Genomic DNA, 22,354 nt, shown 5'->3' on the forward strand with positions numbered 1-22,354 from the left:
ACCTCCTAGACCGGCCCCGCCACCACCGCCACCGTCTTCGGCAGCGAGACGCCCGAGCCATCGCGGCGCGGGTCGGGGTCGGGCAGCTCGGCCGGGGAGCCGTTCTTCTGCGCGGCGAGGGCCGGGGCCGGGCCCGCCCAGCCCAGGGACAGGCAGTCCTCACCCTTCAGGAACCGCTGGCAGCGCACCCCGCCGGTGGCCCGGCCCTTGCGCGGGAACTGGTCGAACGGCGTCAGCTTGGCCGTCGTCTGCACGGAGTCGTCCAGCGTGCCGCGCGATCCGGCGACCGTGAAGACGACCGCGTCCGACGCCGGGTCGACGGCCGTGAAGGAGATGACCTTCGCGCCCTCGGCGAGCTTGATGCCCGCCACCCCGCCCGCCGGGCGGCCCTGCGGCCGGACCTGGGACGCCTGGAAACGCAGCAGCTGGGCGTCGTCGGTGATGAAGACCAGGTCCTCCTCGCCGGTGCGCAGCTCGACCGCGCCGACGATCCGGTCGCCCTCCTTGAGTGTGATCACTTCCAGCTCGTCCTTGTTGGCCGGGTAGTCGGGCACCACGCGCTTGACGACACCCTGCTCCGTGCCGAGCGCCAGGCCCGGCGAGGACTCGTCGAGGGTGGTCAGGCACACCACGTCCTCGTCGTCCTCCAGGGAGACGAACTCCGCCAGCGGGGCGCCGCCCGACAGGTTCGGCCTCGGCATCTCCTCGGGGAGCTGCGGCAGGTCGATCACGTTCACCCGGAGCAGGCGGCCGGCCGAGGTGACCACGCCCACCTCGCCACGGGCCGTGGCCGGGACCGCCGAGACGATCACGTCGTGCTTGACGCGCTTGGCGGCGCCGTCCTCCGGGAAGGGCTCGCCGTTGGCCGTGCGCGCCAGCAGACCCGTGGAGGACAGCAGCACCCGGCACGGGTCGTCCGCCACCTGGAGCGGAACGGTGGCGGCCGTGGCCCCGGCCGACTCCAGCAGGACCGTGCGCCGGTCGGTGCCGAACTTCTTGGCGACGGCGGCCAGTTCCGAGGAGACCAGCTTGCGCAGCTCCGCGTCCGACTCCAGGATCCGGGTCAGCTCCTCGATCTCCGCGTTCAGCCGGTCCTTCTCCGCCTCCAGCTCGATGCGGTCGTACTTGGTGAGACGGCGCAGCGGCGTGTCGAGGATGTACTGCGTCTGCACCTCGCTCAGCGAGAAGTGCCCCATCAGGCGCTCCTTGGCCTGCGCGGAGTTCTCACTGGAGCGGATGAGGCGGATGACCTCGTCGATGTCGAGCAGCGCCGTGAGCAGACCCTCGACCAGGTGCAGGCGGTCGCGCTTCTTGCCCCGGCGGAACTCCGAACGCCGTCGTACGACGTCGAAGCGGTGGTCGAGATAGACCTCCAGGAGCTCCTTCAGGCCCAGCGTGAGCGGCTGGCCGTCCACCAGGGCCACGTTGTTGATGCCGAAGGACTCCTCCATCGGCGTCAGCTTGTACAGCTGCTCCAGGACCGCCTCCGGCACGAAGCCGTTCTTGATCTCGATGACCAGGCGCAGGCCGTGCTGCCGGTCGGTGAGGTCCTTGACGTCGGCGATGCCCTGCAGCTTCTTCGAGCCCACCAGATCCTTGATCTTGGCGATGACCTTCTCCGGGCCGACCGTGAAGGGCAGCTCCGTGACGACCAGGCCCTTGCGGCGCGCCGTCACGGTCTCCACGGTGACGGTCGCGCGCATCTTGAACGTGCCGCGGCCCGTCTCGTACGCGTCCCGGATGCCGGCCAGGCCGACAATCCGGCCGCCGGTGGGCAGGTCGGGGCCCGGGACGTGCTTCATCAGGGCGTCGAGATCGGCGTTCGGGTGCCGGATCAGGTGGCGGGCCGCCGCGATCACCTCCCGCAGGTTGTGCGGAGGCATGTTCGTGGCCATGCCGACCGCGATGCCCGAGGCCCCGTTGACCAGCAGGTTCGGGAAGGCGGCGGGCAGCGCCACCGGCTCGCGCTCCTGGCCGTCGTAGTTGGGCTGGAAGTCGACGGTGTCCTCGTCGATCGACTCCGTCATCAGGCCCGTGGCCTCGGCCATCCGGCACTCGGTGTACCGCATGGCCGCCGGCGGGTCGTCGTTGCCCAGCGAGCCGAAGTTGCCGTGGCCGTCGACGAGCGGGACCCGCATCGAGAAGGGCTGGGCCATGCGCACCAGGGCGTCGTAGATCGACGCGTCACCGTGCGGGTGCAGCTTGCCCATGACCTCGCCGACGACCCGGGCGCACTTCACGTAGCCGCGCTCGGGACGCAGCCCCATCTCGTTCATCTGGTAGACGATGCGGCGGTGCACCGGCTTCAGGCCGTCGCGGGCGTCCGGCAGGGCGCGGGAGTAGATGACCGAGTACGCGTACTCGAGGAAGGAGCCCTGCATCTCGTCGACGACGTCGATGTCGAGGATCTTCTCCTCGTACGAGTCGTCGGGCGGCGGGGTCTTCGTGCTGCGGCGGGCCATCGCTGCCGGCTCCTTGCTGAAGCGGTTGACGGGGATCTGACGCGGACCATTGTGGACCGAGCCACTGACAACGCGGGCCGGGGACCCGGCGTCGGCCGCCGGGCCCGGCACTGCCGAAGGCTACGCCCTCGCGCGCCGTAACCCCGTTCTCGCTGTCGGCGTACGCCGCCCGGGAACTTCACCGGGGCTCCGCGCGCTTGCATACAGTGGCAGGACCGGCAGGAAAACGGCGGTTTCGACGACCGTCACCGCGATCGAAGGGACGTACATGCCCATGGGTCACACGGCCACAGCCCAGGCAGGCTCCGGGGGCCTGACAGCGACCGAGCACCGCCTGGCCAACGGCCTGCGCGTGGTGCTCTCCGAGGACCACCTGACCCCCGTCGCGGCGGTGTGCCTCTGGTACGACGTCGGCTCACGCCACGAAGTCAAGGGGCGTACCGGCCTGGCTCACCTTTTCGAGCACCTCATGTTCCAGGGTTCCGCCCAGGTGAAGGGCAACGGCCACTTCGAGCTCGTCCAGGGCGCCGGCGGCTCGCTGAACGGCACCACCAGCTTCGAGCGGACCAACTACTTCGAGACCATGCCCGCCCACCAGCTGGAGCTCGCCCTCTGGCTGGAGGCCGACCGCATGGGCTCCCTGCTCGCCGCCCTGGACGACGAGTCGATGGAGAACCAGCGGGACGTCGTCAAGAACGAACGCCGACAGCGCTACGACAACGTCCCCTACGGCACCGCCTTCGAGAAGCTGACCGCCCTGGTCTACCCCGAGGGCCACCCGTACCACCACACGCCCATCGGCTCGATGGCGGACCTGGACGCGGCCAACCTGGAGGACGCCCGCCAGTTCTTCCGCACCTACTACGCGCCCAACAACGCGGTGCTGTCGGTCGTCGGGGACATCGACCCGGAGCAGACCCTCGCCTGGATCGAGAAGTACTTCGGCTCCATCCCCGGCCACGACGGCAAGCCCGCGCCACGGGACGGCACGCTGCCCGACGTCATCGGCGAGCAGCTGCGCGAGGTCGTCGAGGAGGAGGTCCCGGCCCGTGCCCTGATGGCCGCCTACCGCCTCCCGCACGACGGCACGCGCGCGTGCGACGCGGCCGACCTGGCGCTCACCATCCTCGGCGGCGGCGAGTCCTCCCGTCTGTACAACCGGCTCGTGCGGCGGGACCGTACGGCGGTCGCGGCCGGCTTCGGCCTGCTGCGGCTGGCCGGGGCACCCTCCCTGGGCTGGCTGGACGTGAAGACCTCCGGCGACGTGGAGGTGCCCGTCATCGAGACCGCCATCGACGAGGAACTCGCCCGGTTCGCCGAGGAGGGCCCGACCCCGGAGGAGATGGAGCGCGCTCAGGCCCAGTTGGAGCGCGAGTGGCTCGACCGGCTCGGCACGGTCGCCGGCCGCGCCGACGAACTGTGCCGGTACGCGGTGCTGTTCGGCGACCCCCAGCTCGCCCTCACCGCCGTCCAGCGCGTGCTGGAGGTGACGCCCGAGGAGGTCCGGGAGATCGCCCAGGCGCGCCTGCGGCCCGACAACCGGGCGGTGCTCGTCTACGAGCCGATCACCCCGGAGCACGCCGAGGACGTGGAAGGCACCGAAGACCCGGAGTCCGCGGCGACCGTGGAAGCCACCGACGACAACGAGGAGGCGGCGAAGTGACCGAGCTCGCCACGATGGAGTTCCACCCCCAGCCGCGGGCGGGCGAGCCCAAGCCGTGGGCGTTTCCGGCGCCCGAGCGCGGCGCGCTCGACAACGGCCTGACGGTCCTGCGCTGCCACCGCCCCGGCCAGCAGGTCGTCGCCGTGGAGGTCCTGCTGGAGGCGCCCCTGGACGCCGAGCCCGCCGGCCTCGACGGCGTCGCCACGATCATGGCGCGGGCCTTCTCGGAGGGCACCGACAAGCACTCCGCCGAGGAGTTCGCCGCCGAGCTGGAGCGCTGCGGCGCCACCCTGGACTCGCACGCCGACCATCCCGGTGTGCGCCTCAGCCTGGAGGTGCCCGCCTCGCGGCTCGCCAAGGCGCTCGGCCTGGTCGCCGACGCCCTCAGGGCGCCCGCGTTCGCGGACAGCGAGGTCGAACGGCTCGTCCGCAACCGCCTCGACGAGATCCCGCACGAGCTGGCCAACCCCTCCCGCCGTGCCGCCAAGGAGCTCTCCAAGGAGCTGTTCCCGGCGGGCTCGCGCATGTCGCGCCCGCGCCAGGGCTCCGAGGAGACGGTCGCGAAGATCGACGCCGCGGCCGTACGCGCCTTCTACGAGAAGCACGTGCGCCCCGCCACGGCCACCGCCGTGGTCGTCGGCGACCTCACCGGCATCGACCTCGACGCGCTGCTCGGCGACACGCTCGGCTCCTGGACCGGCTCCCAGAGCGAGCCGCGGCCGGTGCCGCCGGTGACCGCCGACGACACCGGGCGGGTCGTGATCGTGGACCGCCCCGGCGCCGTCCAGACGCAGCTGCTGATCGGCCGCATCGGTCCCGACCGGCACGACCGCGTGTGGCCCGCGCAGGTCCTCGGCACGTACTGCCTCGGTGGCACCCTCACCTCCCGCCTGGACCGCGTCCTGCGCGAGGAGAAGGGCTACACCTACGGGGTGCGGTCGTTCGCCCAGGTCCTCAGGTCCTCCCCGGAGGGCACGGGAGCGGCGATGCTGGCCATCAGCGGCTCCGTCGACACCCCGAACACCGGCCCCGCGCTGCAGGACCTGTGGACGGTGCTGCGCACGCTCGCCGCGGAGGGGCTCACCGACGCCGAGCGCGATGTCGCCGTGCAGAACCTGGTGGGTGTGGCGCCGCTGAAGTACGAGACCGCGGCGGCCGTCGCGAGCACGCTGGCGGACCAGGTCGAGCAGCACCTGCCCGACGACTACCAGGCAGCGCTGTACCGGCAGCTCGCCGCGACCGGCACCGTGGAGGCCACCGCGGCGGCCGTGAGCGCCTTCCCGGTGGACCGTCTGGTGACCGTCCTCGTCGGCGACGCGAGCGAGATCAAGGAGCCGGTCGAGGCCCTCGGCATCGGTGAAGTCACCGTGGTGTCCGCCGAGTAGCGGCACGCGCGCGTGAGGCCCTGGTGGCGTGAACGTCACCAGGGCCCCCTTATGCCCGAATTGGGGCGGAGGCGGCCTGTCTGCCCTGTGGGATGCGCTACAAAAGCCGCGATCCGTTTGGGGATTGAAACTCGTCCCGTTTAGCTTCGTCCGGGCTGTCCGTCAGGCAGTGCGCCGCACCCGCGGCAGCGGACAGTCATCGCCGAGTCCCCGTACGGCGCGAGCCAGGGGAGCCGGGGACCCATCAGCAGTCCCTGGGGTGAATCGGACGCCCGCGCGAGCCGCGAGGGGGTCCGTAGGAGACCTTCCTGCTCCGAACCCGTCAGCTAACCCGGTAGGCGAGAGGGAAGGAAAGGACCAGCACACTTCATGGCGTTCACGCGCGCCACCGGGAAGCACCGTCGTCCCACCCGCATCAAGCGCGGCACCGCCCGCGCGGCCGGCGTCGCGGCCCTGGCCACCACCGGCGTCGTCGGCACCGTCGCGGCCCCGGCGTTCGCCGCCGAGCCCGCCGCCGAGCAGACCGGCCTCACCCCGGTCATCACCATCGGCGACGCCGTGGCCGACCAGATCGACGCGCAGGCCGCCGCCCAGCGGCAGGCCGCCGAGGAGGCCGCCGCCCGCAAGAAGGCCGAGGAGGCCGCCCGCCGGCAGGCGGCCGAGGCCGCCGAGCGGGCCCGTGAGGCCAAGGAGCGCGCCGCCCGCGAGGCAGAGCGCAAGCGCCTGAACACGTTCGTGCCGCCCATCGCCGGCTCCTACGTCTCCACCGGCTACAAGGCCGGCGGCGCCGTGTGGTCCTCCGGCAGCCACACGGGCGTCGACTTCCACGCCGCCAGCGGCACCCCCGTCCAGGCGGTCGGCATGGGCACGGTCGTCGAGGCCGGCTGGGGCGGGGCGTACGGCAACCAGGTCGTGATCAAGATGCACGACGGCACGTACACGCAGTACGGCCACCTGTCGTCGATCGGCGTCTCGGTGGGCCAGCAGGTCACCCCCGGCCAACGGATCGGTCTGTCCGGCGCGACCGGCAACGTCACCGGCGCGCACCTGCACTTCGAGGCCCGGACGAGCCAGAAGTACGGCTCCGACATGGACCCCGTCGCCTACCTCCGCGCGCACGGCGTCGACCTCTGACCCGTACGGTCCGTACGGCAAGGCCCCGGCTCCCCGAGCCGGGGCTTTCGCCGTTTCGGGACGGCCGACTGTCCAAAAAATATCCATGGATTCCGGCCCGCCGTCGGAAATTCCGGCTCATTGCAATAGAGTCACGGAACACGCGTCCATCGTCGACGTTTCACGGGGATTAAGGCGGAGGTCGGTCATGCGTATTCCGGCGCACTCGGTATGCACGGCGATCCGCGACGACATCGTCGCGGGTGTCCACGAGCGCGGCAGCCGGCTCACCGAGGAACTCCTCGCGCGCCGCTACGGCGTCTCCCGCGTCCCCGTCCGGGAGGCCCTGCGCACCCTGGAGGCCGAGGGTTTCGTGGTGACCCGGCGGCACGCGGGCGCGTGCGTGGCGGAACCCACCGAGGAGGAGGCCGCCGACCTGCTGGAGATGCGCGTGCTCCTGGAGCCGCTCGGCGCCTCCCGTGCCGCCCAGCGCCGCACCGAGGCCCATCTGAAGGTGCTGCGCGGCCTGGTGAGGCTGGGCCAGGAGCGTGCCCGCAGGGGCAACAGCGAGGATCTGCGCTCCCTGGGCGGCTGGTTCCACGAGACGCTCGCCCAGGCCTGCGGCAGCCCCGCGCTGACGTCGGTGCTGACCCAGCTGCGCCACAAGATCGCCTGGATGTACGCCGTGGAGGCGCCCACCGACCCCGTAGGGTCCTGGACGGAGCACGGGGCGATCGTGGACGCCGTGGCCCGCGGCGACAGCGAGCGCGCCCGGGCGCTCACGGCGCTGCACGCCGAGCGCGCGAGCTCCGCGCACCGGCTGCGTTTCTCCTCCGGCGGAGACCGCGTGAGGAAAGCGCAACATCCCGTAAACACGCCGAGCCTGCGGCATTAACACGGGGGCCGTATACAAAGAAGAGGTTATTCGGCGGGGTCTCTTTCCGCTGCCCTTTTCTTCGTGTCTCTTGAATTCCGGCGGTTTGCCCGGCCGGTGTGAAGCCGGTTCCGTAAAGCCTGTCCGAGAAAGTCGACTCCGTGAAGTCGGCGGCGACCCAGCGGCGAAACCCAGGGCGGAAACCCCGGTGGTGTGGACCCGGAAAACGGCGGAGCCGCGCCGCCCGGGAAGGGCGACGCGGCTCACCGTGCTGCCGCGGTCGGCTCAGACGGTCTCGGGAAGCTCCTCGAGACCCTCGGCGACCAGCTTGGCCAGCCGGTCCAGGGCGGCGTCCGCGCCCTCGGCGTCGGAGGCGAGGACGATCTCCTCGCCGCCCTGGGCGCCGAGGCCCAGGACGGCCAGCATGGAGGCCGCGTTGACGGGGGTACCGCCTGCCTTGGCGATCGTCACCGGGACGCCTGCGGCCGTGGCGGCTCGGACGAAGATGGAGGCGGGGCGGGCGTGGAGGCCCTCGGCCCAGCCGACGTTGACGCGGCGCTCAGCCATGTGTTGCTGCCCTTCAGGTGTTCAGGGTTGTCTAGACCAGTTTCCCACACGTGAACCTGGGCCGGAACGGGCGTACCGGGTGTACGCCTTCTCCGGATGGTGGCGGTCGGGCCGCGGCCTCGGCCCGAACTTCCGTCCTCCACAGACTGCCTCGCGCCGTTGTCGGACGCGAGCCGTACTCTGGGGCCCATGCAGACCTCGTCGGACCGGCACGAGTACCCCGCCCACTGGGAAGCCGACGTGGTGCTGCGCGACGGCGGCACCGCACGCATCCGCCCCATCACCGTTGATGACGCAGACCGTCTGGTCAGCTTCTACGAGCAGGTGTCGGACGAGTCGAAGTACTACCGCTTCTTCGCGCCCTACCCGCGTCTGTCCGCCAAGGACGTCCACCGCTTCACGCACCACGACTTTGTGGACCGGGTGGGACTCGCGGCCACGGTCGGCGGCGAGTTCATCGCCACCGTACGCTACGACCGGATCGGCTCCGACGGAATGCCCGCGTCGGCCCCTGCCGACGAGGCCGAGGTCGCCTTCCTCGTGCAGGACGCCCACCAGGGGCGGGGCGTGGCCTCCGCCCTCCTGGAGCACATCGCTGCCGTCGCCCGGGAACGCGGCATCCGCCGTTTCGCCGCCGAGGTGCTGCCCGCCAACACCAAGATGATCAAGGTGTTCACGGACGCCGGGTACACCCAGAAGCGCAGCTTCGAGGACGGCGTGGTCCGCCTGGAGTTCGACCTGGAACCCACCGATCGCTCCCTGGCCGTGCAGTACGCGCGCGAGCAGCGCGCCGAGGCCAGGTCCGTGCAGCGGCTCCTCGCGCCCGGCTCGGTCGCCGTCATCGGCACCGGCCGCGCCCCCGGCGGCGTGGGCCGCAGCGTGCTGGACAACATCCGGGACGCCGGGTTCACCGGCCGGCTGCACGCCGTGAACCACGCCTTCCCCGAGGGCCTGAAGGAGCTCGACGGGGTGCCCGCGTACCGCTCGGTGCGGGACATCGAGGGGCCCGTCGACCTCGCCGTCGTCGCCGTGCCGGCCGAGCGCGTCCCCGAGGTGGTCACCGAGTGCGGCGAGCACGGCGTGCAGGGGCTCGTCGTGGTCTCCGCCGGGTACGCCGAGAGCGGGCCCGAGGGACGCGAGCGCCAGCGGGCCCTCGTCCGGCACGCACGCGCGTACGGCATGCGCCTCATCGGGCCGAACGCCTTCGGGATCATCAACACCTCACCTGGGGTGCGGCTCAACGCCTCCCTCGCCCCGGAGATGCCGCGACCGGGCCGCATCGGCCTGTTCGCCCAGTCCGGCGCGATCGGCATCGCCCTGCTGTCCCGGCTGCACCGGCGCGGCGGAGGCGTCACCGGCTTCACCGGCGTGTCCACCTTCGTCTCCTCCGGCAACCGGGCCGACGTCTCCGGCAACGACCTCCTCCAGTACTGGTACGAGGACCCCGACACCGACGTCGTGCTGATGTACCTGGAGTCCATCGGCAACCCCCGCAAGTTCACCCGCCTCGCGCGCCGCACGGCCGCCGCCAAGCCACTGGTCGTCGTCCAGGGCGCCCGCCACGGGGCGGCACCCCAGGGTCACGCCGTACGCGCGACGCGGCTGCCGCACGCGACCGTCTCGGCGCTGCTGCGGCAGGCCGGGGTGATCCGGGTGGACACCATCACCGACCTGGTCGACGCGGGCCTGCTGCTCGCGCGCCAGCCCCTGCCCGCCGGCCCCCGCGTGGCGATCCTGGGCAACTCCGAGTCGCTGGGACTGCTCACCTACGACGCGTGCCTCGCCGAGGGCCTGCGACCGCACCGCCCGCTGGACCTGACCACGGCCGCCGCACCGGCGGACTTCCACGCGGCCCTGTCCAGGGCGCTGGCCGACGACACGTGCGACGCGGTGGTCGTGACGGCGATACCGACGGTGGGGGAGGGCTCGGCCGGGGACGCCGCGCTCGCGGAGGCGCTGCGGTCGGCCGCCGCCGCCGTCCCTTCCAAGCCGGTGCTGGTGGTCCACGTGGAGCTCGGCGGCCTCGCCCAGGCGCTGTCCGCCGCGGCGAGCACCGCGCCGCAGGCCGTCGTGGCACCCCCCGACCACCCCTTCCGTCCCGGGGAGCGGATGACCACCGCGGTCCAGGCCCCCGAAGGCGCCCACCTCATCCCCGCCTACCCCGCCGCCGAACGCGCCGTCCGCGCCCTCGCCCAGGCCGTGACGTACGCCCAGTGGAGACGCGAGGCCGCCGACCCCGGCAAGGTGCCCGAGTACGAGGACATCGACGAGAAGGGCGCCGCCCAGCTGATCGGCGGGCTGCTCGCGCGCGGTCAGGGCCTCACGCTCGGCACCGAGGCGACCTGCGACCTCCTCGGCACGTACGGCGTCCATGTGCACCGCGCCCTGACCGCCCCCACCTCCGACGCCGCCGCCGACGCCGCCCGCGCTCTCGGCTACCCCGTGGCCCTCAAGGCCACCGCGCCGCACCTGCGGCACCGCGCAGACCTGGGCGGCGTACGCCTGGACCTCGCCGACGAGGACCAACTTCGCCGCGCCTACACCGAGTTGACCGAGCTGTTCGGGACGCCGGAGGAGTTGCGCCCGGTGGTGCAGCGGATGGCGCCGCGCGGCGTCGACACCGTCGTACGGGCCGTCATCGATCCCGCGGCCGGAGCCGTGCTCTCCTTCGGGCTCGCCGGAGCCGCCTCGCAGTTGCTCGGGGACATGGCGCACCGGCTGATCCCCGTCACCGACCGGGAGGCGAGCTCCCTGGTGCGTTCCATCCGCACGGCACCGTTGCTGTTCGGCTGGCGCGGCTCGGCGCCGGTGGACACCCCCGCCCTGGAGGAGCTGCTGCTGCGCGTGTCCCGGCTGGTCGACGACCACCCGGAGGTCGTCGCCGTCACCCTGGAGCCGGTCGTCGTCGCCCCGCGCGGCCTGAGCGTTCTCGGCGCCTCGGTCCGCCTGGCGCCCCCGCCCGCCCGCGACGACCTCGGCCCGCGCACGCTCCCGGCGTACTGACCGGGGGCGAGCGGTCCCTCGCAGTCAGTGGTCCCCCGTAGGATGGGCGTCATGGCCAAGACCAGTACGACGACCCAGGGGCTGCGTGCGGCGATCGAACGCAGCGGCTACTACCCGGCTCTCGTGTCCGAGGCGGTGGAGGCCGCCGTGGGCGGCGAGCCCATCCGGTCGTACCTGGTCCATCAGGAGACGACGTTCGACCAGAACGAGGTGCGGCGGCACGTGACGGTGCTCGTCCTCACCGACAACCGGTTCATCGTCAGCCACACCGACGAACAGGCCGCGGACGACACCTCCCCGACGCCGTACGCCACGACGTCCACGGAGTCCGTGAAGCTCAGCCGCATCTCGTCGATCGTGGTCAGCCGCGTCGTCGCCAACCCGGAGCAGTACACGCCGGGCACGCTGCCCCGCGAGGTCGTGCTCACCATCGGCTGGGGCGCCGTCTCCCGCCTCGACCTGGAGCCCGCCGCCTGCGGCGACCCGAACTGCGAGGCCGACCACGGCTACACGGGCAGCTCGACGGCGGACGACCTCAGCCTGCGCGTCAGCGAGGCCGGGGACGGCCCGGAGACGGTCCGCCAGGCACTCGCCTTCGCCCAGGCCCTCTCCGAGGCGACCGCGGACCCCGCCCGCTGATGACGCAGCTCACCGCCTGGGACCACCACCCGGAGCCCCTCGCCGTCGACTCCGCACCCGTGCCCGAGTACGGCACCGGCTCGCTCGCCGACCTGCTGCCCACGCTGGCCGCCGGCATGGGCGTGCCCGGCATGGCGGCCACCATCCCGGAACTGATCCCCGCCGACCGGAACTGCGTGTTCCTGATCGACGGCCTCGGCTGGGAGCAGCTGATCGCGCACCCCGAGGACGCCCCCTTCATGACCTCGCTGCTCGCCACGTCGCGCGGCGGCACGGGACGTCCCCTCACCGCCGGATTCCCGGCGACCACGGCGGTCTCCCTGGCCTCCGTCGGCACCGGCCTGCCGCCCGGCGTGCACGGCCTGCCCGGCTACACCGTGCGCAACCCGGAGACCGGCGAGCTGATGAACCAGCTGCGCTGGCAGCCGTGGACCCCGCCGGGCCCCTGGCAGCCGTACCCGACGCTGTTCCAGCTGGCGCACCAGGCGGGTGTGCACGCCGCTCAGGTGTCCTCGCCCACCTTCGAGAACACCCCGCTGACCAAGGTCGCGCTCAGCGGCGGCACGTTCCTCGGGCGGCTGTCCGGTGAGGACCGCGTGGACCTGGCCGCCGAGCAACTGGCCGCCGCCGACCGGTCCCTGGTCTACACGTACTACGCCGAGGTCGACGGCGCAGGCCACCGCTTCGGCGTCGACTCCGACACCTGGCGCGGCCAGCTGATGTACGTCGACCGCCTGGTCCAGCGGCTGGCCGAGCAGCTGCCCCCGCGCAGCGCGCTCTACGTCACCGCCGACCACGGCATGATCGACGTGCCCTTCGACGAGCAGCACCGCATCGACTTCGACGAGGACTGGGAGCTGCGCGCCGGGGTCGCCCTGCTGGGCGGCGAGGGACGCGCCCGGCACGTCTACGCGGTGCCCGGCGCCGCCAACGACGTCCTGACCTGCTGGCGCGAGGTGCTCGGCGAGCAGTTCTGGGTGGCCTCGCGGGACGAGGCGATCGCGGCGGGCTGGTTCGGCCCGCGGATCGATGAACGGGTCTACGACCGTATCGGCGATGTCGTCGCCGCCGCACGGGACGACGTCCTGATCATCGCCTCCGAGCGGGAGCCGAAGGAGTCGGCGATGGTCGGCAACCACGGTTCGATGACCCCTGCGGAGCAGTTCGTTCCCCTGCTCGAAGTACGCTCCTGAAGCCTCCCCCCTGTTCGCTGTTGCCGAAAGGTGCTCGCCTCACCATGCCCGAGCTGGTGTTCTTCTCCGGAACGATGGACTGCGGGAAGTCGACGCTGGCTCTCCAGATCGAGCACAACCGTTCGGCACGGGGCCTCGTGGGGATGATCCTCACCCGCAACGACCGCGCCGGGGAAGGCAAGTTGTCCTCCCGCCTCGGCCTGGTCACGGACGCAGTGGAGGTCGGGGACGAGATGGACCTGTACGGCCACCTCGTCGACCATCTCTCGCACGGCGGGCGCGCGGACTATGTGATCGCCGACGAGGCGCAGTTCCTGGCGCCGGAGCAGATCGACCAACTCGCGCGCGTGGTGGACGACCTGGGCATCGACGTCTACGCCTTCGGCATCACGACCGACTTCCGTTCCAAGCTGTTCCCCGGCTCCCAGCGGCTGGTGGAGCTCGCCGACCGTGTCGAGGTCCTCCAGGTGGAGGCGCTGTGCTGGTGCGGCGCCCGCGCCACCCACAACGCCCGCACGGTCGGGGGCGTGATGGTCGTCGAGGGGGCGCAGGTGGTCGTAGGCGACGTCACCGACTCCGCCGACGAGGTCGGCTACGAGGTGCTGTGCCGTCGTCACCACCGCCGCCGCATGACCGCCGCGACGGCCCGCGCGGCGGCCCTGTCCCCGGACGTCCTGCCGGTGTCGCCGTCCTGACGCGGGTCAGCGCGCGGGCTCCAGCAGCGCGAACCGGGCGCCCTCCGGGTCCTCCACCGTCGCCGCACGGCCGTGCGGGGTGTCGCGGGCCGGTCGCAGGACCTGACCGCCCAGGTGCAGGACGTGGTCCACGGCGTCGTCGACGTCGGTCACCTGGAAGTACGTCATCCAGTGCGGACCCCGGTCGCGGGGCAGGGAGCTTCCCATGCCGTGGATGCCGGCGACGGGCCGGCCGTCGAGGTGCAGGGTCACGTAGTCGAGGTCGGCGGAGACGACCGGCTCCTCGTCGTAACCGAACACCGTCTCGTAGAACTTGGCGACGGACTCCGACTCGAACGTCCTCAGCTCCTTCCAGGCGGGTGTGCCGGGCACGCCCGCGAGCGCCGTGCCGATGTGCGCGGCGGCCTGCCGGACGCCGAACACGGCGCCCGACGGGTCGGAGCCGATCGCCAGGCGCCCGACGCCGGCCGCGTCCAGCGGGCCCACTCCGACGGTGCCGCCGCACAGCCGCACCGTCTCGGCCGTCCGGTCGACGTTCCCGGAGGCGAAGTAGGGGGTCCAAGCGGTGGGCAGATGACGGTCCGGCGGCAGCTGCCCGATGCCGGCCACTTCCCGTCCGTCGAGCAGGGCCCGTACGTACGGGCCGGGTTGCCGGGGACCCGCCTCGAACTCCCAGCCGAACAGCGCTGCGTAGAACTCCTGGATGGTGGCTGGCCCGTGCACCATCAGGCTCACCCAGCAGGGCGTGCCGGATGTGCGCCGGGCGGGCGCCGCCCCGTTCGGTCCGGCGGACCCCCGTGCGTCGGTCATCGTCACTCTCTTCCCGGCCCTCGCGGTGGCCGTGGTCATCTCGGCCCTCGTGCGGGCCGTGGTCCTCCCGGCCCTCGTGTGGGCCGTTCGTCCTGGCCCTCGTGTGGGCCGCGTCGTGTCCGCCGCTCTCCGGACCGTGTGCCGATTGCTCGCACCAGCCGTGGGGCCGCGCGTGGTGGGCTCGCCCCGCGTGGCGGCCCCTGCCCGGAGAATGCCCGATGTGCGGGTGCGTGTCCGCTTCGGCGCGCTCGCTGAGGTGTCTCGATCAGCTGTACAGCATGTGTCCGACGCCGTACACGTCGTAATCGGTGCTGTCCGGCGGAGCAGAGTAGCCGGACGCGGGGGAGTCGGCCACCCCGTGCGCGAGGATGGTGGCCATGAACGCCATCATCTCCGCATCCGAACTCGCGAGCGCCCTGGCGGGTGACGAGCCGCCGGTCCTGCTCGACGTCCGCTGGCAGCTCAGTGTGGCCACGGCGGCCGGTGAGCCGCCGTTCGACGGGCGGGCCGCGTACGAGGCCGGGCATCTTCCGGGGGCCGTCTTCGTCGATCTGGACAGGGAGTTGGCCGCCCCGCCCGGCAAGGGCGGCCGGCATCCGCTGCCCGATCTCGCGGAGTTCGGCGCCGCGATGCGACGGGCGGGCGTGTCGTCCCGGCGGCCGGTTGTCGTCTACGACGGCGGGCTGGGCTGGGCGGCGGCTCGCGCCTGGTGGCTGCTGAGCTGGACGGGTCACCCGGACGTGCGGGTCCTGGACGGCGGGTTGCCGTCCTGGGACGGGCCGTTGTCGGTAAAGGTTCCCATGCCGGCCGAGGGCGATTTCGTGCCGGTGCCGGGGGCGAGGGGGCTGCTCGACGCCGACGGTGCGGCGGCGCTGGCGCGTGCGGGGGTGCTGCTGGACGCGCGGGCGGGGGAGCGGTACCGGGGTGAGGTGGAGCCGATCGACCCGGTAGGCGGGCACATTCCGGGCTCGGTGTCGGCGCCCACGACGCAGAACGTCGGCCCGGACGGCCGTTTCCTGCCCGCGGAGGAGCTGCGGGCCCGCTTCAAGGGCCTTGGCGTGTCGGACGGTTCGGAGGTCGGCGTGTACTGCGGCTCGGGTGTCTCGGCGGCGCACGAGGTGCTGGCGCTGGCCATCGCGGGCATCCCGGCGGCGCTGTACGCCGGTTCCTGGTCGGAGTGGTCCTCGGATCCCCGCCGGCCGGTCGCCGTGGGACCGGATCCGCAGTAGCGCGCACCGGCGCGGGACGTGACGGAGGGACCTCACCGATCGGCGAGGTCCCTCTCTCTCGTGTCACCGCCGTACGAGCCCCTCCGGGCTCGTACGGGCTGCTACTCCTGCTTCTTGCGGCGCGTCCCGAACACGATCTCGTCCCAGCTCGGCACCGCCGCACGGCGGCCCGGGCGGACACCGTCCGCCTCGGCCTGGCGGTCGGTGGCGCCGATGAGCCGGTCGCGGTGGCTGCCGACGGAGCGCGGCATGAGGACGTCCGCGTACGCGGAACCGGCCGAGGCCGCGGGCGCCGGGGGCTCCTCCGCCTCCGGCTCGGGCTCGGGCGGCTCCTCGGCGGATTCCGACGTGCGTTCCGGGACCACCAGGTCGCCCCGGAAACTCGGCACCGCCTCCAGCAGACTGGTCAGCGAGTCCCGCTCGCCGGTGCTCTCCTCCGAGGGTTCCGACGCCTGCGCCGGCAGGCTCGGCCGCTCCCGGTCGGCGGAACGGTCCAGCGGACGGTCGCGCGGCAGCCGGGCGATCCGCGGTACGAACGGGAAGCTGGGCTCCGGCGCGGCGAGGTCGTCGGACTCGCCGATCAGCGAGCGGGCCTCGTCGTCGACGGCCTGGACGAGCCGCCGGGGCGGGTCGTACGTCCAGCTCGCCGAGTGCGGTTCGCCCGCGACCCGGTAGACCAGCATGACCTCCCAAGTGCCGTCGTCGCGGCGCCAGGAGTCCCACTGGACGGTGTCCTTCTCCGCGCCGCGCAGCAGCAGCCGCTCATGGACGGCCTCGCCCAACGGGGGGCCGGAGTTCTCGCCGGGGCGGCGCACCGGGGTCTTGCGGGCGCGCTCGGCCATGAAGGCGCGCTCGGCGAGCACGGGGCCCTCGAACCGCCGTACGCGGTCGACGGGAATGCCGGCCATCTGCGCGACCTCTTCCGCGGTCGCGCCTGCTCGTATACGCGCCTGGATGTCGCGGGGGCGGAGATGGCTCTCCACCTCGATCTCGATCTGGCCGAGGCGGGGACGGTCGCCGCGCACGGCGGCGCGGAGCCGTTCGTCGATCGGAAGCGTGTACTCCGTGCTGTCCGCAGCCTTCAGCACCAGCCGTGTGCCGTCATTGGAGACGGCCACGACACGCAGTTCGGGCATGGGGACCTCCCGGGTGGTGCCTGCCGACGTCACGTGCGTCGCTGCTTCCGCTAGTCGAGTGTGGCCTGCCCGGGTGCAGCCTGCCACAACCTTGCCGAGTTGCCCGGCGTGTCGGGCGGGGGCCCTGGATCGCCGTTATGGCACGGTTACCTATTCGCAACGCTAAGTGACCAACTCCGTCACCCTGTGCAACTAGCCCCCTCCCGGCGGTCCGTAAAGGCCCCGTACACCCTGGCGGGAGACCGGACCCAGGGCTCGCAACAGTACTCCATTCGGGCCACGTGCGTGGATTGGCACGCCGCCCAACTTCTGGCAAGGGGTGGGACTTGGCCGCCTCTTGCCCCGTTTCCCGCGATCCAGAACGTGGGGAACTTCACGCTATCGCCGGAAACGGAACGAAAGGCCCCCGTCCTGCCGCTACGCCCCCAGGACCCTCCGCAGGTAGTCGTTGTGGAACCGCCGGTCCGGGTCGAGACGGTCCCGCAGCGCCGTGAACTCGTCGAAGCGCGGATACACCCGGGAGAAGTACTCGGCGTCCCGTGTGTGCACCTTGCCCCAGTGCGGCCGTCCCTCGTGCGCGGTGAAGATCCGCTCGGCGGCGGTGAAGTACCGCTGGTACGGCGTCCCCCGGAACATGTGGACGGCGATGTACGCGCTGTCGCGGCCGGAGGCCGTGGACAGCGTGATGTCGTCGGCCGGGGCGGTGCGCACCTCGACGGGGAAGCTGATGCGCAGGCCGGAGCGGTCGACCATGGCCTTCAGTTCGCGCAGCGTCTCGACGACGGCCTCGCGCGGGACGGCGTACTCCATCTCCACGAAGCGCACCCGGCGCGGGGATGTGAAGACCTTGTACGGGATGTCCGTGTAGCTCCTCGCGGACAGCGCCTTGCTGGAGATCTGTGCGATCGCGGGGATCGTGGCGGGCACCGCGCGGCCGACCCAGTTGGCCGCCTGGAAGACGCCGTTGGAGAGGAACTCGTCCTCGAACCAGCCCTTGAGCCGGCTCACCGGCCGCTCCGGGCCCGCGCTGCGGTTGTTGCGCTTGGTGTTGGTGTTGCCGGTGTGCGGGAACCAGTAGAACTCGAAGTGCTCGTTCTCGGCCCACAACTCGTCGAACCGGGCGAGGACCCCGTCGAACGGCAGGGGTTCCTCGCGGGCCGTGAGGAGGAAGATCGGCTCGACGGCGAAGGTGATCGCGGTGACGATGCCGAGCGCGCCGAGGCCGATGCGGGCGGCCGCGAAGACCTCCGGGTTCTCCTTCTCGGAGCAGGTGAGGACCGACCCGTCCGCGGTGACCAGTTCCAGGGCCCTGATCTGGGCGGCGATCGAGCCGGACTCGCGGCCCGTGCCGTGCGTGCCGGTGCTGGTGGCTCCGGAGACCGTCTGCTCCATGATGTCGCCCATGTTGGTCAGCGACAGACCCTCCCGTGCCAGGGCCAGGTTGAGCCTCTTGAGCGGGGTGCCGGCCTCGACCGTGACCGTCATGTTCTCGCGGTCAATGCCGCGTATGCCCGTCAATAGTTGAGGGCGTATCAACACACCGTCGGTGGCCGCTATGGAGGTGAAGGAGTGGCCGGTACCGACGGCCTTCACCCGGAGCCCGTCCTCGGCCGCCCTCCGCACGGCCTCGGCCAGTTCGTCGACGGAGGCGGGAGTGACCTCCCGCGCGTAACGCGCGGAGACATTGCCGCCCCAGTTACGCCACGTGCCGTTGTTCCCGCTCGCTGTGCTGCCCAACGGAGCCTCCCCGACCCGGAGCCGGCCGCTTGAGCCGGCGGTACCCGAGGAAACCCACCGCGACCGCGACGGCCCCGGCCACAGCCGGAACCCCGTACCCGGCGCGCGCCCCGGCCGCGTCGATGACCCAGCCGGCCACAGCGGAGCCGAGCGCCACCCCGATGGCGAGCCCGGTGCTCACCCAGGTCATGCCCTCGGTCAACTGGGCGCGCGGTACGTGCTCTTCGATGAGGGACATGGTCGTGATCATCGTGGGAGCGATGGACAGGCCCGCAACGAACAGCGCCACGGCCAGAAACGGCAAGTTCCCGACCAGTAGGAGGGGGATCATACTCACGGCCATCGCACAGACGCCCAGCAGCCACCGGCGTTCCGGCGCCCCCGTGAAGCGCAGCAGCCCGAAGACGGCTCCGGCCACGCAGGAGCCGGCCGCGTACAGGGCGAGCACGACGCTCGCGGCGGCCTTGTGCCCCCGCTCCTCGGCGAAGGCCACGGTGACCACGTCGACGGCCCCGAAGATCGCGCCGGTCGCCACGAAGGTGGCCACCAGGACCTGCAGGCCACGGGAGCGCAGCGCGCTGCCGTGGCCGCCGCCGTTCCGCCCGCGCGGGTGCGGCTCCGGCTCGGTGCCGCGCTGCGCGGTCAGCCAGAAGACGCCGACCGCCAGGAAGCAGGCGGCCAGCAGTGGACCGGCCTCCGGGAACCACGCCGTGGACAGGCCGATGGAGATGATCGGCCCGACGATGAAGCAGACCTCGTCCACCACGGACTCGAAGGAGTACGCGGTGTGCAGTTGCGGGGTGCCCCGGTACAGGGCCGCCCAGCGGGCCCGGATCATCGCGCCCACGCTCGGTACGCAGCCGATGCCGACGCAGCACACGAACAGCACCCAGTCCGGCCACCCGTAGTGAGCGGCGAGCAGCAGCCCGGCCGCCGCGGCGAGCGACAGCAGCGTCGCCGGGCGCAGCACGCGCCGCTGCCCGTACTGGTCCACCAGCCGCGAGACCTGCGGGCCGGCCACCGCGGCGGCGAGCGCGATGGTGGCCGACAGGGCTCCGGCCAGTCCGTACCGCCCGGTGAGCTGGGAGATCATCGTGACGACGCCGATGCCCATCATCGACAGCGGCATGCGGCCGAGGAAGCCCGCGGCGGAGAAGCCCTTGGTGCCGGGGGCGGCGAACAGGGCGCGGTAGGGGCTGGGCAACTCGGTCTCCGGGAACGGCGCGGGGGAAGAAACTCAGTATGCGGTCGGTGAACGTGTGAACGTAAGGTGTGAACGCAACCTGTACAGCTTACGCCTCGGGTGACCCCGCAGCACCTCGGACACCGGCCGGGGCACCAGAGGTCACCGGGTCGCTGCCCGGCTGTCGGTGCCGGGTGGCAGGATCGACCCATGCCAGACGCGCTCCCTGCCACCCCCCACGACGCCACTCCCTACGACGCCCTGCTCCTGCTCTCCTTCGGCGGCCCGGAGGGGCCGGACGACGTGGTCCCGTTCCTGGAGAACGTGACACGCGGGCGCGGCATCCCCAGGGAACGGCTGAAGGAGGTCGGTCAGCACTACTTCATGTTCGGCGGGGTCAGCCCCATCAACGACCAGAACCGCGCCCTGCTGGACGCCCTGCGCAAGGACTTCGGTGAGCACGGGCTGGACCTGCCGGTCTACTGGGGCAACCGCAACTGGGCCCCGTATCTGACGGACACCCTGCGCGAGATGGTCCGCGACGGGCGCCGCCGCATCCTCGTCCTCGCCACCAGCGCCTACGCCTCGTACTCCGGCTGCCGCCAGTACCGCGAGAACCTCGCCGACGCGCTCTCGACGCTCCAGGACGAGGGCCTGCCGCTGCCGAAGATCGACAAGCTGCGGCACTACTTCAACCACCCGGGCTTCGTGGAGCCCATGATCGACGGTGTGCTGCGCTCCCTGGCCGACCTCCCCGAGGACGTCCGCGACAGCGCGCACATCGCCTTCTCGACCCACTCGATCCCGACCTCCGCCGCGGACACCTCCGGACCCGTCGAGGAGCACGGTGACGGCGGCGCGTACGTCAAGCAGCACCTGGACGTGGCCAAGGTGATCGCCGACGCCGTGCGCGAGCGCACCGGTGTCGACCACCCCTGGCAGCTCGTCTACCAGTCGCGTTCCGGCGCCCCGCACATCCCGTGGCTGGAGCCCGACATCTGCGACCACCTGGAGGAGCGGCACGCCGCCGGCGTCCCGGCCGTCGTGATCGCACCCATCGGCTTCGTCTCCGACCACATGGAGGTCCTGTACGACCTCGACACGGAGGCCAAGGCGAAGGCCGAGGAACTGGGCCTGGCGATGCGCCGCTCGGCCACCGTCGGAGCCGACCCAAGATTCGCCGCCGCGATCCGCGAGCTCGTCCTGGAGCGCGCCGCGGCCGAGCGCGGCCAGGAGGTCACCCCCTGCGCCCTGGGCGCCCTCGGGGCCAGCCACCACCTCTGCCCCGTCGGCTGCTGCCCGGCCCGCGCCCCCCGCCCGGCCGCCGCGGGCGCCGACAGCCCCTACACGTGAGGAGCCCCGTGACCGACCCCCGCCACTCGGACCTGCTCCAGCTCGCCCGTCAGGCCGCCCGCCGCGCGGGCGAGCTGCTGCGGGACGGCCGCCCGGCCGACCTCGCGGTCGCCGCGACCAAGTCCAGCCCCATCGACGTCGTCACCGAGATGGACATCGCGGCCGAGAAGCTGATCACCGGACTGATCGCCGAGCACCGCCCGGACGACGGCTTCCTCGGCGAGGAGGGCGCCGCCACCGAGGGCACGAGCGGCGTCCGCTGGGTCATCGACCCGCTCGACGGTACGGTCAACTACCTTTACGGGCTGCCCACTTGGGCCGTCTCCATCGCCGCCGAGCACGACGGCGAGACCGTCGTCGGGGTCGTCGCGGCCCCGATGCGCGAAGAGACGTACCACGCGGTCCGCGGCGGCGGAGCGTGGGCCACCGGGGCCTGGGACGGGGAGCGCAGGCTCACCTGCCGCCCCACCGCGCCGCTGGACCAGGCGCTGGTCTCGACCGGCTTCAACTACGTCACCGAGGTCCGCGTCCACCAGGCCGAGGTCGCCCACCGGCTGATCCCGCTGGTGCGCGACATCCGGCGCGGCGGCTCGGCCGCGGTCGACCTGTGCGACCTGGCCGCGGGCCGCCTCGACGGCTACTACGAGCGCGGGCTGAACGCCTGGGACTTCGCCGCGGGCGACCTGATCGCCCGGGAGGCGGGCGCCCTGACCGGTGGGCGCCCCGGAGAGCGCCCCTCACGCGATCTCACGGTCGCGGGTACCCCTGGCGTCTTCGAGCCCCTCCAGCGCCTCCTGGAGGACTTCGGCGCCTGGCACGACTGACAGCGAGGCGTCCCGCAGGCGAACAGCCGGCGAAAGACGTCCGAGCCGACGAAGCGGGCCCCGGCGCTGGATTCGCCGGGGCCCGCTCCGTACGGGCTATCAGACGCGCGACGCGCCGACCTCCACACCGTGCTCGGCGGCGAGACGGCGCAGGTCGTCGAGTTCGCCCTGCTCCACCTCGACGAGGAACTCGTCGCCCTCGTCGCGAGCCCGGGACAGATCGGACTCGGTCGCCCTTATGCGCTGCAGAAGTCCTGCGGTGAATGCGTCCATGCTGCGCCCCCTCGTCCTGGGTCGTGGGTCGATGGCACCGGGGTGTGCCGTTCGGAAGGGACGATCACGTCTCCGGTGGATGCCCAGCGCCGCTCGGCCGGGCGGCGACGGTGCCGGACACCCACGCCCGCTCTGCGGAAGCGGATTGCCGCCGCACCGCATGGTGGTGCGGTACAAGCAGAGCGTGATCGCGGGGTGTAAAGCCGTCCTCCCCC

The 22,354-nt window shown here is 72.3% G+C and carries 18 protein-coding genes and 1 riboswitch; of the genes, 11 read left to right on the top strand and 7 right to left on the bottom strand.

The annotated features are described in order from the left end of the window. Nucleotides 1-5 precede the first annotated feature (5 nt). Entirely contained in the window at nucleotides 6-2,462 is a 2,457-nt protein-coding gene (locus ACFPZJ_RS11845) for a DNA gyrase/topoisomerase IV subunit A (protein WP_381020330.1), read from the bottom strand. 268 nt (nucleotides 2,463-2,730) lie between these two features. Here ACFPZJ_RS11845 and ACFPZJ_RS11850 point away from each other — a divergent pair, with 268 nt between their 5' ends. From ACFPZJ_RS11850 to ACFPZJ_RS11865, 4 genes are all read left to right on the top strand, one after another. Further along, nucleotides 2,731-4,125, top strand: a complete 1,395-nt coding sequence (locus ACFPZJ_RS11850; protein WP_381020331.1) for a M16 family metallopeptidase — start codon at nucleotides 2,731-2,733, stop codon at nucleotides 4,123-4,125. After that, the gene (locus tag ACFPZJ_RS11855; protein ID WP_381020333.1) at nucleotides 4,122-5,510 is read left to right on the top strand and encodes a M16 family metallopeptidase; all 1,389 of its coding nucleotides are present in this window, start codon (nucleotides 4,122-4,124) and stop codon (nucleotides 5,508-5,510) included. The genes ACFPZJ_RS11850 and ACFPZJ_RS11855 overlap by 4 nt, the downstream gene beginning before the upstream one ends. Before the next feature lie 190 nt (nucleotides 5,511-5,700). After that, nucleotides 5,701-5,866, top strand: a riboswitch (cyclic di-AMP (ydaO/yuaA leader). A gap of 13 nt (nucleotides 5,867-5,879) precedes the next feature. Continuing rightward, nucleotides 5,880-6,644: a M23 family metallopeptidase gene (locus ACFPZJ_RS11860; RefSeq protein WP_381020334.1), complete on the top strand. Its 765-nt coding sequence runs from the start codon at nucleotides 5,880-5,882 to the stop codon at nucleotides 6,642-6,644. A 187-nt stretch (nucleotides 6,645-6,831) separates the two neighbouring features. Next, a complete protein-coding gene (locus tag ACFPZJ_RS11865) occupies nucleotides 6,832-7,518 on the top strand; it encodes a GntR family transcriptional regulator (RefSeq protein ID WP_381020336.1) in 687 nt (228 codons plus the stop codon). A gap of 264 nt (nucleotides 7,519-7,782) precedes the next feature. Here the strand turns inward: ACFPZJ_RS11865 and ACFPZJ_RS11870 are convergent, their stop codons facing one another. Beyond that, nucleotides 7,783-8,064 carry an HPr family phosphocarrier protein gene (locus tag ACFPZJ_RS11870; protein WP_006136411.1) on the bottom strand — a complete coding sequence of 94 codons (282 nt, stop codon included), beginning with the start codon at nucleotides 8,062-8,064 and terminating at the stop codon, nucleotides 7,783-7,785. 189 nt (nucleotides 8,065-8,253) lie between these two features. Here ACFPZJ_RS11870 and ACFPZJ_RS11875 point away from each other — a divergent pair, with 189 nt between their 5' ends. Genes ACFPZJ_RS11875 through ACFPZJ_RS11890 form a run of 4 tightly spaced genes read left to right on the top strand, consistent with a single transcriptional unit; the run spans nucleotide 8,254 to nucleotide 13,594 of the window. Further along, a complete protein-coding gene (locus ACFPZJ_RS11875) occupies nucleotides 8,254-11,067 on the top strand; it encodes a bifunctional acetate--CoA ligase family protein/GNAT family N-acetyltransferase (protein ID WP_381020338.1) in 2,814 nt (937 codons plus the stop codon). 42 nt (nucleotides 11,068-11,109) lie between these two features. Then, entirely contained in the window at nucleotides 11,110-11,706 is a 597-nt protein-coding gene (locus tag ACFPZJ_RS11880; RefSeq protein ID WP_381021278.1) for a DUF5998 family protein, read from the top strand. Further along, entirely contained in the window at nucleotides 11,706-12,899 is a 1,194-nt protein-coding gene (locus ACFPZJ_RS11885) for an alkaline phosphatase family protein (protein ID WP_381020340.1), read from the top strand. The genes ACFPZJ_RS11880 and ACFPZJ_RS11885 overlap by 1 nt, the downstream gene beginning before the upstream one ends. 44 nt (nucleotides 12,900-12,943) lie before the next feature. Next, nucleotides 12,944-13,594: a thymidine kinase gene (locus tag ACFPZJ_RS11890; protein WP_381020341.1), complete on the top strand. Its 651-nt coding sequence runs from the start codon at nucleotides 12,944-12,946 to the stop codon at nucleotides 13,592-13,594. 6 nt (nucleotides 13,595-13,600) lie between these two features. Here the strand turns inward: ACFPZJ_RS11890 and ACFPZJ_RS11895 are convergent, their stop codons facing one another. Further along, nucleotides 13,601-14,404 carry a VOC family protein gene (locus tag ACFPZJ_RS11895; RefSeq protein ID WP_381020343.1) on the bottom strand — a complete coding sequence of 268 codons (804 nt, stop codon included), beginning with the start codon at nucleotides 14,402-14,404 and terminating at the stop codon, nucleotides 13,601-13,603. A gap of 377 nt (nucleotides 14,405-14,781) precedes the next feature. Between ACFPZJ_RS11895 and ACFPZJ_RS11900 the strand changes: the two genes are divergently transcribed. Further along, nucleotides 14,782-15,633: a sulfurtransferase gene (locus ACFPZJ_RS11900; RefSeq protein WP_381020345.1), complete on the top strand. Its 852-nt coding sequence runs from the start codon at nucleotides 14,782-14,784 to the stop codon at nucleotides 15,631-15,633. A 101-nt stretch (nucleotides 15,634-15,734) separates the two neighbouring features. On the opposite strand, the gene sepH is transcribed toward ACFPZJ_RS11900, so the two are convergent. The 3 genes from sepH to ACFPZJ_RS11915 form a co-directional block, all read right to left on the bottom strand. Continuing rightward, the gene (sepH, locus tag ACFPZJ_RS11905; protein WP_381020347.1) at nucleotides 15,735-16,769 is read right to left on the bottom strand and encodes a septation protein SepH; all 1,035 of its coding nucleotides are present in this window, start codon (nucleotides 16,767-16,769) and stop codon (nucleotides 15,735-15,737) included. Nucleotides 16,770-17,186: 417 nt separating this feature from the next. After that, nucleotides 17,187-18,506: a D-arabinono-1,4-lactone oxidase gene (locus ACFPZJ_RS11910; RefSeq protein ID WP_381020349.1), complete on the bottom strand. Its 1,320-nt coding sequence runs from the start codon at nucleotides 18,504-18,506 to the stop codon at nucleotides 17,187-17,189. Then, nucleotides 18,466-19,710 (bottom strand): MFS transporter, encoded by a 1,245-nt coding sequence (locus ACFPZJ_RS11915; protein ID WP_381020351.1) that lies wholly within the window; start codon nucleotides 19,708-19,710, stop codon nucleotides 18,466-18,468. The genes ACFPZJ_RS11910 and ACFPZJ_RS11915 overlap by 41 nt, the downstream gene beginning before the upstream one ends. Before the next feature lie 189 nt (nucleotides 19,711-19,899). On the opposite strand from ACFPZJ_RS11915, the gene ACFPZJ_RS11920 reads away from it, so the two are divergent. Together ACFPZJ_RS11920 and ACFPZJ_RS11925 are read left to right on the top strand one after the other, a co-directional pair. After that, nucleotides 19,900-21,042 carry a ferrochelatase gene (locus ACFPZJ_RS11920; protein ID WP_381020352.1) on the top strand — a complete coding sequence of 381 codons (1,143 nt, stop codon included), beginning with the start codon at nucleotides 19,900-19,902 and terminating at the stop codon, nucleotides 21,040-21,042. 8 nt (nucleotides 21,043-21,050) lie between these two features. After that, entirely contained in the window at nucleotides 21,051-21,866 is an 816-nt protein-coding gene (locus tag ACFPZJ_RS11925; protein ID WP_381020354.1) for an inositol monophosphatase family protein, read from the top strand. 99 nt (nucleotides 21,867-21,965) lie between these two features. Here ACFPZJ_RS11925 and ACFPZJ_RS11930 read toward each other — a convergent pair whose 3' ends face one another. Beyond that, nucleotides 21,966-22,139, bottom strand: coding sequence for a hypothetical protein (locus tag ACFPZJ_RS11930; RefSeq protein ID WP_381020356.1), 174 nt, complete (start codon nucleotides 22,137-22,139; stop codon nucleotides 21,966-21,968). Nucleotides 22,140-22,354: the final 215 nt, after the last annotated feature.

The organism is Streptomyces bullii, from assembly GCF_042657145.1.
Taxonomy (GTDB): domain Bacteria; phylum Actinomycetota; class Actinomycetes; order Streptomycetales; family Streptomycetaceae; genus Streptomyces; species Streptomyces bullii.

Coding starts and splice junctions, on each gene's coding strand:
- ACFPZJ_RS11845 (WP_381020330.1), bottom strand. CDS start 2,462: ATGGCCCGCCGCAGCACGAAGACCCCGCCGCCCGACGACTCGTACGAG.
- ACFPZJ_RS11850 (WP_381020331.1), top strand. CDS start 2,731: ATGCCCATGGGTCACACGGCCACAGCCCAGGCAGGCTCCGGGGGCCTG.
- ACFPZJ_RS11860 (WP_381020334.1), top strand. CDS start 5,880: ATGGCGTTCACGCGCGCCACCGGGAAGCACCGTCGTCCCACCCGCATC.
- ACFPZJ_RS11865 (WP_381020336.1), top strand. CDS start 6,832: ATGCGTATTCCGGCGCACTCGGTATGCACGGCGATCCGCGACGACATC.
- ACFPZJ_RS11870 (WP_006136411.1), bottom strand. CDS start 8,064: ATGGCTGAGCGCCGCGTCAACGTCGGCTGGGCCGAGGGCCTCCACGCC.
- ACFPZJ_RS11875 (WP_381020338.1), top strand. CDS start 8,254: ATGCAGACCTCGTCGGACCGGCACGAGTACCCCGCCCACTGGGAAGCC.
- ACFPZJ_RS11880 (WP_381021278.1), top strand. CDS start 11,110: ATGGGCGTCATGGCCAAGACCAGTACGACGACCCAGGGGCTGCGTGCG.
- ACFPZJ_RS11885 (WP_381020340.1), top strand. CDS start 11,706: ATGACGCAGCTCACCGCCTGGGACCACCACCCGGAGCCCCTCGCCGTC.
- ACFPZJ_RS11890 (WP_381020341.1), top strand. CDS start 12,944: ATGCCCGAGCTGGTGTTCTTCTCCGGAACGATGGACTGCGGGAAGTCG.
- ACFPZJ_RS11895 (WP_381020343.1), bottom strand. CDS start 14,404: ATGACCGACGCACGGGGGTCCGCCGGACCGAACGGGGCGGCGCCCGCC.
- ACFPZJ_RS11900 (WP_381020345.1), top strand. CDS start 14,782: ATGAACGCCATCATCTCCGCATCCGAACTCGCGAGCGCCCTGGCGGGT.
- sepH (WP_381020347.1), bottom strand. CDS start 16,769: ATGCCCGAACTGCGTGTCGTGGCCGTCTCCAATGACGGCACACGGCTG.
- ACFPZJ_RS11920 (WP_381020352.1), top strand. CDS start 19,900: ATGCCAGACGCGCTCCCTGCCACCCCCCACGACGCCACTCCCTACGAC.
- ACFPZJ_RS11930 (WP_381020356.1), bottom strand. CDS start 22,139: ATGGACGCATTCACCGCAGGACTTCTGCAGCGCATAAGGGCGACCGAG.